This is a genomic window from Marinoscillum sp. 108, from assembly GCF_902506655.1.
Classification (GTDB): Bacteria; Bacteroidota; Bacteroidia; order Cytophagales; family Cyclobacteriaceae; genus Marinoscillum; species Marinoscillum luteum.
The window spans coordinates 2,828,568-2,839,928 of sequence record NZ_LR734808.1; the positions used below are offsets into that span (position 1 = coordinate 2,828,568).

Annotated in this window: 3 protein-coding genes; all 3 read left to right on the plus strand. The window is 46.7% G+C overall.

The features are described from left to right. The first annotated feature begins 21 nt into the window (after nucleotides 1-21). The 3 genes from GV030_RS11310 to GV030_RS11320 all read left to right on the plus strand — a co-directional run bounded on the left by GV030_RS11310 (nucleotide 22) and on the right by GV030_RS11320 (nucleotide 11,192). Nucleotides 22-8,271: an MBG domain-containing protein gene (locus tag GV030_RS11310; RefSeq protein ID WP_159582418.1), complete on the plus strand. Its 8,250-nt coding sequence runs from the start codon at nucleotides 22-24 to the stop codon at nucleotides 8,269-8,271. A gap of 183 nt (nucleotides 8,272-8,454) precedes the next feature. Next, the gene (locus GV030_RS11315) at nucleotides 8,455-9,207 is read left to right on the plus strand and encodes a LytTR family DNA-binding domain-containing protein (protein ID WP_159582419.1); all 753 of its coding nucleotides are present in this window, start codon (nucleotides 8,455-8,457) and stop codon (nucleotides 9,205-9,207) included. Nucleotides 9,208-9,245: 38 nt separating this feature from the next. Further along, a complete protein-coding gene (locus GV030_RS11320) occupies nucleotides 9,246-11,192 on the plus strand; it encodes a tetratricopeptide repeat-containing sensor histidine kinase (RefSeq protein WP_159582420.1) in 1,947 nt (648 codons plus the stop codon). Nucleotides 11,193-11,361: the final 169 nt, after the last annotated feature.

Sequence of the window (11,361 nt, forward strand, 5' to 3'; positions counted from 1 at the left end):
TCACACCAAACCGCTAACATCATGAAAGTACATTTCTATTTTATTCTAATTGTCACCCTATTACTGGGGCGGGAAGTTGCCGCCACCGAACTGCTGGTAGTAGAAACCTACTATTGGATTGGTGGAACAGGCAACTGGAATGACGGTGCCCACTGGTCAGCTACCAGTGGGGGAGAAGCAGTCAATAGCCTCCCGGATGAGACCATCAACGTCATCTTTGACGATAACTCAGGAACGGAAGACTTTACCGTGACCATAGATGACCCCTATAATGTGAGGGATATCACCACCAGTGCCACTGCACTGGACATTGTGTTTGACAATACTCATTATTCTCAGGATTTTCTGAATATCTATGGAAATATATCCCTGAATAGCCATGTTAGTTTCGAGGATGTCTATATCCTGACTTCAGCGAGCGACTCTGTTACTGTCGGTTTCAATGGAGCCAACATGAAGGAGGATATTTTCTTTGCAGGAGAGGGGGCCTATATCATTATTTCTGATATGACTACAGGTAGGTTACAACACGAATCCGGCCGTCTATACCTGGATGATGGGCTTACTTTGACACTCCATAGCCTATTTGAGAAAGGAGGTGAAGGTGATAAGCTGGATCTGGCCGATGCAAACATTAACATTCAGTCGACCTATTTCTTTGATGCCACATCGGGCTTTGAGTTTGTGGCGGGCACCAGCGTAATAACTACTGCTTCCAGTTTGCTTAACTTAAAGTTTGATGGTAGTGGTATTGGTGCGGAGTACCATACTTTCGTTATATACTCAGACGTACCTCCACAAGGTTTGGGTGAGGCCGTCTTTCAAAACTTGATAATTGAAGCAGGAAGTAATTTGACTTTCCTCTTTTCTGCAGGTGATGCTTTGACGATTACCGGAAATTTGGCTCTGAATGGCACCGTGGAGAATCCTGTTAAATTAAGAAGTTGGTATCCTGGCTCACAGGTATCATTAATCATGGCCGATGGAGCGGAAGTCTCGGCCGATTGGGCTCAGCTTACGGACATAAAGATTACGGGCGAACAAGCCTATGAAGCCACCAACTCCATCGATGGAGGGAATAATTCCGGCTGGAACATTATTGCTCCAGAGTTTGATGACTACTACTGGGTGGGTGGATCCGGAGCGTGGGAGGACTATGAAAACCACTGGGCCACCTCATCAGGAGGTACGACCTTTCATACCTCCGCTCCTGGCCTTTATGACAATGTCTATTTTGACGAGCAGTCTACTGCGGGAGAGACCGTAGTCTATACGGACTCTGCGGAGCTGTCCATGGGGAGTTTAATGATCAGCGATCTGACAGACCATCTACAGCTCTATACCACCCATGAGTTTTCATCCTCCAGCCAGCACGGAGCACTATATATCAATGGATCCTTCCAGTCGGATCCATTGTTTGAAACTAACCTCACCGATCTTCTCTTTTTGGGTGCTGGTGATCAGACCATCCATGCAAATGGTGACTTGCAGGATTCTTATGAAGTTTTCATAGAGGGGATTGGTACCTATGGTTTGTTGTCAGATCTTGTCTTGAAAGATTTTTCTTGGGGAAGAACGGACGATCAAGGCTTGATGACCCTTGACGGATTTTCTCTCGAAACAGAGCGGTTACAACTTAATTCTGAGTCTGGCTATTTGGATATCTCCAATTCAGCGGTAAAAGCGAGCTACTTGAAAGTATATGACGGATCAAAACTCATTGATAATGATCAGTCATCTGTGGAAATATACAATACGGGATTAGGAGGGACACTGGATGGTTATCTGAACTATGATGATCCGGCGATCAATCACTTAATATTTAACGGAGATGTGAGGGTGGTGAACGTGGACGATATGTTTTTTGATACTTTAGAGTTCAAGCCGGGATCCAGTGTTCTTTTTGATAACTATGCCTCCCGTGATATTACCGTCAATGAATTCATGGCCGACGGATCATTGCAGCCGATTTCTATTTTTGGAGAAGCAGGCATTAATATGGTGAAGGCTTCTGGCTCCGTGTCAGCCGAGAGCGTGATTGTGAAGAACATCAATGCCACCGGCGGAGCGGATTTTACAGCCACCAACTCTCTTGATTTGGGTGGCAATGCTGGTTGGATTTTCGATGGAGCATTCGTTCCCACAGATTTTTATTGGGTTGGAGGTTCAGGTGATTGGGATGATTATGAACATCACTGGGCGGCATCTTCGGGAGGTGAAGATTTTCTGATGCGCTTACCTTCTCGTTACGACAATGTCATTTTTGATACCAACTCATTCAGTGAGGATAATAGTGTGGTCACTCTTTCTTCGATAGTGAAAATCAGTGACCTGTCCATGGTTTCATTATCCAATACCATGACCCTAAAAGGAGAAGGGCAAAAAGGGCATCTGCATCCTGTGAGGTCACTGGATTTTGATCCAAAGGCCCTCATCGATCTCAAAATGTATTTTGAATCGGACTCTAATCAGACACTCACGGCAGATGGGGCTCAGTTTGGGGAGCATGAATGGTACATATACAAAGAAGCTGGTACGGTGGAGATCGTCGGGGACCTGAATGCTCCAGACGTGAATATAGACCATCAGCGGGGAGGAATTGTGTTCAATGATGGAGCCGAATGGACTGACATAGTCCTCAAAGAATACTACACTTATAATAATACCACAGTTGATTTGGGTAAGGCGAATATTATAGCCGAGAACTTCCTATTGTCCTGGTATTCATCGGGTACGCTCACCGAAGGGAATGCTCTGATCGAGGTTACTAACAGATATTCTGATCGGAGGAATCAGGGTGTCTATACCCTCAAGTTCAATGGTGAGGTAAACGTGGAGTCGGATGTTACAGCAAGGACGCTGAGTATTACTTCTGGAAGTGAAATTACCTTTTTGGCAGGCTCCACCATCGACATTCTTCAAAATATTTCGATGTACAGTGTGACTACAAACCCCAGTGTGATCAAGAGCAGCATCCCGGGAACCCAGTATACCTTCTCCATGGCGTCTTACGGAAGTGTCAGTGCCAATGGTCTGATCTTGTCCGATTCTGAGGCCACTGGAGGTGCAACTTTCACCGCCAATGCAAGTGAGGATGCAGGTAATAATACCGGCTGGACCATCAATAGCATAGAACCCCTGGATTTTTACTGGGTGGCACCAACCAATGGAGCTCAGTGGGGTAACCCTGCCAGTTGGGCTACTACATCGGGTGGGTCGGAGCTCCATACAAGGGCTCCAGGCCGTTATGACAATGTATATTTTGATGCAGAGTCCTTTGATAGTGAAGGCCTATTGGGAGTAATAGTTCATCCAAATGGGCATGAGGTGGCCAATCTGGATATGAGTGGCATGGATTCTCCTGTCAGGTTTATGTCCTATTCATCTTCAGACGTCCTGAAGCTAAAGATTTTCGAATCTGCTGTGCTCAGCGATAAAGCTCAATTTGAGATACAAGAAATCTACCTCTATGATGTACACACTTTTGATGTGAATGGTGCCACCTTCAATAAGCCGCTCACTGTATATGCTGAAAGCGGTGACGATAATGTCCTGAGCATTCCGGAAGGTCTGAACCTGGAATCCCTTGAGGTATACGGAGGAGGGATAGACTTTGGAGCTGATGACTTTACCATAGGGGATTTACACCTGGATAATATGACTTCCACCGTGGATCTTTCTGGCGCGAGCTTTGAGATTGGTGAGTCTTTCTATGTGGTTTCGGATGAAGCCGTCCTTGGTACAGATTGTTCCATTTCGATGCCCTCTGGTGGTACTTTTGGAGGTAGCGCCTGGGGTAGTGTCGGGCAGGTTACTTTGAGCGGAGAGGTAGAGGTTGGTACTTATTTTCATATCAATGAACTCATCCTGGATGGGGGCGCAGACCTGACTGTACTGTATAAAAGTCATTTATCTTTTGATACACTCATTGCAGAAGGTGGCTCTCAGGAAGATCCTATTACCTTGTCGAGAGGGGATGAGCATCCGGTACCTTCCAGTATTTACTCCGATGCTGAGACCATTGAACTGAAATGGGGTGAGCTTTATGGTATTGAAGCCAAGGGTGATGCTGATTTCATTGGAGTGGCCACTTTAGATTTGGGAAATAATCCGGGATGGACTTTTACCAAGCTTGATCCTGAGCTTGTTTTTTCGGAATTGGAAAGTGTGACCTATGGTGACGAAAGTTTTGAACTGAATGCTGCCATCCACGAAGGGCTACAGGTACTTTATGATACCGAAGACATAGACAAGATAGGAATAGATGGGTCTTCAGTGTCGATAGAAGGAGCGGGCCAGGCTGACATTAGGGCTTATTTTGACGGGAATGACTACTATGAGGCAGCCGAGATCATCCAGCCTCTCACCATCAATAAGGCCTTACTCACAGCAAGTCCAGCACCAAAAAGCAAGGTCTATGGTGCCGAACTGCCAGAATTTACACCTCTCTATTCGGGATTTGTCCATGAGGAGGATGCTTCTGTGATTGATACTCCCCCTACTGCTAATACTGATGCCTCTGTGGGCAGTGCGGTTGGAGAATATGATATATCCCTGTCGGGTGCTGAAGATAATAACTACACTTTCGAATACGAACCAGGAACACTTACGGTAAACAAGGCGACGCTTACAGTCACCGCTGAAGATAAGGTCATGACCTATGGCGGAGCAGAACCAGCCTACACATTTACTTATAGTGGCTTTGTGCTGGATGAAACAGCAGATGTGATCAATGAAGAGCCGTCTGGAGTTTTTGTTTCGGAAATGCCAGGAGATGCTGGCTTATACATTTTATCAATTGAAGAAGATGGCAATGATGACAACTATGATTTCGTTTATGTTGATGGTGAGTTGACCGTTGAGAAGGCGCCACTGACCGCTTCTGCAGATGAGAAGACCAAGGTTTATGGAGCTACAAATCCACAATTTACCATCACCTATTCCGGATTTATGAATGCAGATGGCCCTACGGATATCGTGGAGCCAACGGCCACCACTAGCGCCACGGAACTGAGCGGTGTGGGCACTTACGATATTACCTTGACAGACGGATCTGCGGATAATTATGTGCTGACTCTTGAGGATGGTCTCCTCACAGTATCTCAAAAGGAGCTAACGGTGATTGCCGATGATCAATCCAAAACCTACGGTGAGGAGAATCCAGAGTTGACCATCACTTACTCGGGTTTTGAAAATGGGGATGATACCGACGATCTGGAAGAGTTACCCACTATTACCACAACTGCCACCCTGGAATCAGATGCCGGTACTTATCCCATTGAACTATCAAACGGGACAGGGATCAATTATGCGGTTACCCTGGTAAACGGGGAGCTGACCATTAACCAGGCCAGTCAGGAGATTTCCATCGAGGAAATCCCGGAGAAGAAGATCATAGATGAGCCATTCCAGGTGACTGCTACAGCTACTTCTGGGCTGGAGATAGCATTCAGTATAGATGGTCCGGCTACCTTGTCAGGCAATACAGTGACCCTGAGCGGCGCACCTGGTACTGTGGTGATCTATGCCGATCAGGAGGGAGACAACAATTACCTGGCGGCTGAAACACAGTCCATCCTCTTTGATGTGCTGGATACCACCAGAATGAAGCAGGAGATCACCATAGCGTCTATTTCTGATAAGGTATATGGAGCAGCACCTTTTTCCTTTTCGGCTTCCACCAGTTCGGGGTTGGAGCTGACCTTTACGACAGAAGGCCCAATAGCTATTGAGGACGAACTCATCACCATTAGTGGGGTAGGCACGGCGAGTATTGTTGCCCGACAGGCAGGGGATGAGGAGTACAATGCAGCTTCCCTCAAGATGACTTTTGAAATAGACAAGGCCCCACTTACTGCCACGGCCGAATCTAAGAGCAGGATTTATGGTGAAGTGAATCCGGCATTGACGATTAGCTATGCCGGCTTTGTCAATGGAGAGACGGAGTCTGTCATAACAGAGCCATCAGCCGAGGTGATTGCGGATGAACTGAGTGAGGTGGGTAGCTATCCCATTACCCTGTCAGGTGGATTGGCAAACAATTACACCATTACCCTGGCAAACGGAAGTATGTCAGTAGAAAAGGCCACGCTGACCGTGACACCTGACGATCAGCAGAAAGTATATGGAGAGGAAAATCCGGGTTTTACATTTGAGTATTCGGGCTTTGTCAATGAAGAAGATGCCACCGTGATCGCCACAGCACCAGCCTTCTCCAGCGACGCTACCGCTTCAAGTGATGTAGGGAGCTATGAGATTACCGGCTCTGGCGGAGAAGCGACAAATTATTCCTTCAGTTATGAGATAGGCGCTCTCACAGTGGTCAAAGCTGATCAGGTCATCAGTATAGAAGCGATAGATGACAAGGACGTAACAGCGGAACCATTTGCGATACTGGCCAGCGCCACTTCCGGTCTGGAACTAAGCTATGAAGTGACCGGCCCTGCCACTGTCGAGGGTAACATCATCACGCTGACAGGTGTCACCGGGGAGGTGGAAGTGGCAGTAAGCCAGTTGGGCAATATTAATTATCATGCTGCGGCAACGGAGACCGTAAGCTTTACAGTGACCGATGCGAGTAAAACCAATCAAACTATTTCGTTTACAGAGATTTCGGATCAGACTTACGGGGCCACTCCTATTACACTGGAAGCTACTTCTGATTCAGGATTGAATCTCACATTTGATGTGGAGGGACCTGCGATTCTTGACGGCTCAACACTCACGATCACCGGAGTGGGTGAAGTGACGGTCACAGCCAGTCAGGCCGGGAATGAGACCTTCAATCCTGCCACTCTCGCTCAGTCGTTTACCGTTGCTCCGGCCACCCTCACGGTTACTGTGCAAGGGGAGATAATCACTTATGGAGATGATCTTCCGGAGTTTACTTATGAGTTGGGAGGCTTTGTGAATGGTGAAGAAGAGGGGGTGCTGACGTCCATACCTACCATCAGCAGCAACGCTTCGGTAGAGAGTGATGCCGGCACCTATGAGATCATCGCGTCTGGTGGAGAAGCGGTTAATTATACTTTCGCGTATGTGTCTGCTACTCTGACCATAGAAAAAGCAGATCAGGCGATAGCGCTGGAAGGGATTGCGGATAAATTAGTCACTGATGCTCCTTTTGAGATCATTGGGATTGCGAGTTCTGATCTACCACTCACCTATGAACTTACCGGACCGGCCAGCCTCTCGGGCACGACCATCACGCTCAGCGGCAGTACGGGTACCGTTGTGATCACAGCCAGTCAGGCAGGTAATCAGAACTATCATGCAGCGATAACTACGAGTCTGAGTTTTAGTGTGACAGATCCATCTAAAGCGATGCAGACGATCACTTTCGAAGCGATTCCTGAAAAGAAATATGGAGATGTATTTACGCTTGGGGCAACGGCAAGTTCAGCCCTCAGTGTGGTGTACGCTGTGACTTCAGGTCCTGCCAGTATTTCAGGTTCGGAACTGACCGTTACCGGAGTAGGGGAAGTGACCGTACTGGCCTCACAGGATGGAGATGAGTCCTTCAACCCTGCACCCTCAGTGAGTATGAGTTTTGTGGCCGGCAAAGCGAGCCTCATAGTAACAGCGGATGACAAAACCCGAATTTACGGGGAAGAGAATCCTGAGTTCACCGCCAGTATTCAGGGTTTCATTGGTAGTGATTCGGAGGCAGATTTGGAAGCGGTTCCAGCTGCCTCCACCACTGCCACTGAGACAAGTGATGCGGGGACTTATGCGATCACCGTTTCCGGTGGAGCTGCTCAGAATTATACTTTTAGTTATATCGAGGGTACGCTCACCATTGGCAAGGCAGTGGCTGTTGTGAGCCTGAGCAACATGGAGCAGGTGGCAGATGGAGAATCCAAGATGCCTACGGTAACCACCGATCCTGCTGATCTGTCTTATGAGATTACTTTTGACGGTAGCAGTGAGGTGCCTTCTGAAGACGGTACCTATGTGGTGGAGGTCACCATTGATGAGACCAACTATGAAGGGTCGGCTTCAGGAAACTTTGTATTAACCAAGGCATTCACACTGGAGGCACCCGTGAGGAATGAGGTGCAAGTCTACCCCAACCCGGCCTCTGAGAGGGTCATGGTAGAAGGAGCAGCTGGTCAGCTGGTCAAAATATATAATCTGATGGGTGTGCTACAGATGGAGAGCGAAACCAACAGGACTATTCAAATTGGGGCGCTTAGCTCGGGAGTCTATTTGATTCGGGTGCTGGATGCTTCTGGTCAATTGGTCAGTCACCACAGAATAGTTAAGCACTAGAATTAAAGACCATACTAAGGCGGACTGATCATTAGATTGGTCACTAGCCAGCTCCCAGGGAGCTGGCTTTTTTTGTGCCTTCAGCAGCTAGCGCTTATCGCAGTTGTCTGTTTTGGGTGAATTGGCTTAAATTCGGGATACCTAATACTCCTATAGGTGGCAAATAAGGGTTAAAGTAGATTTATGGCAAAATTGAGGATACTAGTAGCTGAGGATAACCTGGTTCACGCCAGCAAAATGGAGATGATACTGGAAGAGCTAGGATATGATCTGATTGGTATTTTCAATAATGAAGCAGAGGTGATGCGCATGTTCAATGCCACTCTGCCGGACCTGGTGATCCTGGACATTGATCTGAAAGATAGTGACGATGGTGTGTCCATTGCTTCTAAAATCAATAACATACGGCCTACTCCTATCATTTTTGCCACGTCATTTGTAGACAAAGAGACCATTTCCAGGGCGCTGCAGACCGATCCATATGCATACCTGATCAAGCCCATAGAAAAGCCCTCTTTGCAGGCGGCTATTGAACTGGCAGTATTTAAGTTGGGTAAGAAAGATCAGGAGGGGAGTGCTGGCAAATTTTCGGGCTGGTCTGAAGACCTTGTTCTGAACGAAAGCTTTTTTATTAAATCTGGCAGCAAGTTGGTGAAGGTTGCCTGGGCTGATATTCGATGGATAGAGGTAAGCCAGGACCGGTACTGTGAGATCGTCTCAGAAAAGCGCAGTTTTCAGATTCGCTCATCCATGAACCAGTTAGAGGAGAAATTGAACCCGGCAGTGTTTGTGAGGATTCACAGATCACATATCGTGAATATCGAAAAAGTGGACGGGGTGGATGATGTTGATATGGTGGTAGAAGTAGGCGAAAAATCACTACCCCTTGGGGGAGCTTATAAAAACAATTTGATGAACAGACTCAGATTGTTATGATTTACTAATATTACTCTCAACCAACCTTACTTATCGCCATGAATAGAGTCATTCGTTTCTCCCTGTGTTTGTCATTCTACATTAGTTCCCTATTTGCGGGAGCTCAGGGATTGTCTCTGGTAGATAGCTTGAAATCGATGCTGAAAAATCCGCCCAATGATTCAGTGGAAACCCGCTGGGTCAACTCACTCTTTGGGTTATACATGTCGATTGATATGGACTCTGCCCTTTACTATGGCCAGCAGGCCAAAGCGCTGGCAGAGGAGCTTCAGGATTCGGTATTGATTGCCAGCAACACCCTCAATTTCGGAGGGTATTACTGGTACCAGTCGGATTTCATCAAAGCGATGGAATGCTATGTCCGGGCTGCAGAGATTTTTGATAAGCTGGGGAGTGAAACTGACAAAGCCGACGCGCAGCTCAATATTGCCCTGATCTATATGACCATGGGCGAAGGAGCAAAATCTAAACCCCTTTTTTACAAAGTCTTTGAGGTCTATAAACGAAATAATTACCTGAACGGTCTCTCAACGGCCTATCAATACCTCGGGGCTGTCTTTCAGGATGAAGCCAACTATGACTCGGCTATTTATTGCTTTAAAAACTGCATTGACTATGCCATAAAGTCTAAAATGGTGTTGAATCAGGCTTGGGGCTATAGTGGCCTGGGGGAGGCGTATCTAAAGAAAGGAATGTATGCTGAAGCCAGAGCGTATCAATTGAAATCTCTTCAAATAGAAGAACAGCTGGGCAACAGAGTAGGAATGCTCCAATCTTACATCGCTCTTGGGTCATTAGAAAAACAAATGGGGAACCTGTCAATGGCTGAGCAATATTTTGTAAAAGCAGAGTCCATGCCTGAGTTGTCAGGAGACCTTATCAGTCAGCGAAATCTATCCCAGGAGTTTGTGAAATTGTATGAAACCACAGGTGAAGTGGCTAAAGCATACGAATACTATCGAAAACATGTAGCTGCGGTTGATTCCATTAAAAATTCACAAGACTTGGCGACGATCAATGAGCTCAATGAAAAATATGAATCTGAGAAGAAGGCCAACGAAATTTTGACTTTGCAAAGAGAAAGTGAGCTGAACAGATTGATTTTGGACAAAGAGAGGAGTCAGAAGTTGCTCTTCGGAGGTGCTTCTGTTTTATTTCTGCTACTCAGTGGTGCCATGATTTTTGGCTATTTCCAACTGAAGAAGTCGAAAAATCAGATTGACAAGCAAAACAAACTGGTCACCAAAATCAACAAAGCACTCAACAAGTCACAGGATGAACTCCTTGCAGCCAATAAGACCAAAGACAAGTTTTTTGCACTCGTGGCCCATGATCTCAGGGGGCCGGTTACTTCTATGCAAGGCATTGGCCGAATGCTTTCGTTTTATCGAAAAAAGGGAGATGAGGAGCGCATCGATCAACTCATCGAGCAGGTAGATCAGTCCTCTGCATCGGTGAATCATCTGCTGGACAATCTGCTCAAATGGGCCCTCTCGCAAACCAATGGTCTCAATTTTCAGCGTGGAGCATTTGAAACGAAGGGCTTGGTAGAGGAGTGCATGACTATTTTTGACGAGGGCATAAAAGCCAAAGAGATCGCCGTATCTGTAGAAATGCAAGGCGGCCTGATGGTGGAGGCCGACTACAATATGATCAGTACCGTTCTCAGAAACCTGCTGAGCAACGCGCTCAAATTTTCACCAGTAGGGGGCACGATTAAATTATCAGTTTCTGAGCGAGAGGATTATGCTGAGATCACTGTAACGGACTCAGGGCAGGGTATGCCAGAAGAGACCATCCGTAAAATTCAAGGAAATGAGCCTGTAGAAAGCACCCGCGGTTCACAGGGTGAAAAGGGCACCGGGCTTGGGCTTGTATTGTGTCAGGAATTCATTCGCTTGCATGGTCAGCAGTTGCACATCTCTTCCTCCAGCCAGGGTACTTCTATCTCCTTTCTACTGCAGCTCGCACATCAGATGGCTTAGGTTTGGGGTTTTCAAAGGTAAAAATTAAGACGCGCTTAAAAATTTAATGATCAGAGTTGATAGGTTCATGTACGTATCTGAGTAGTTCATGTACGGATTGAATTAGCAGATTTTATTAGGAATCATATTACGGTGCAAAGCCTCTCAGGGAGGTCTATTGTCCCTTAAA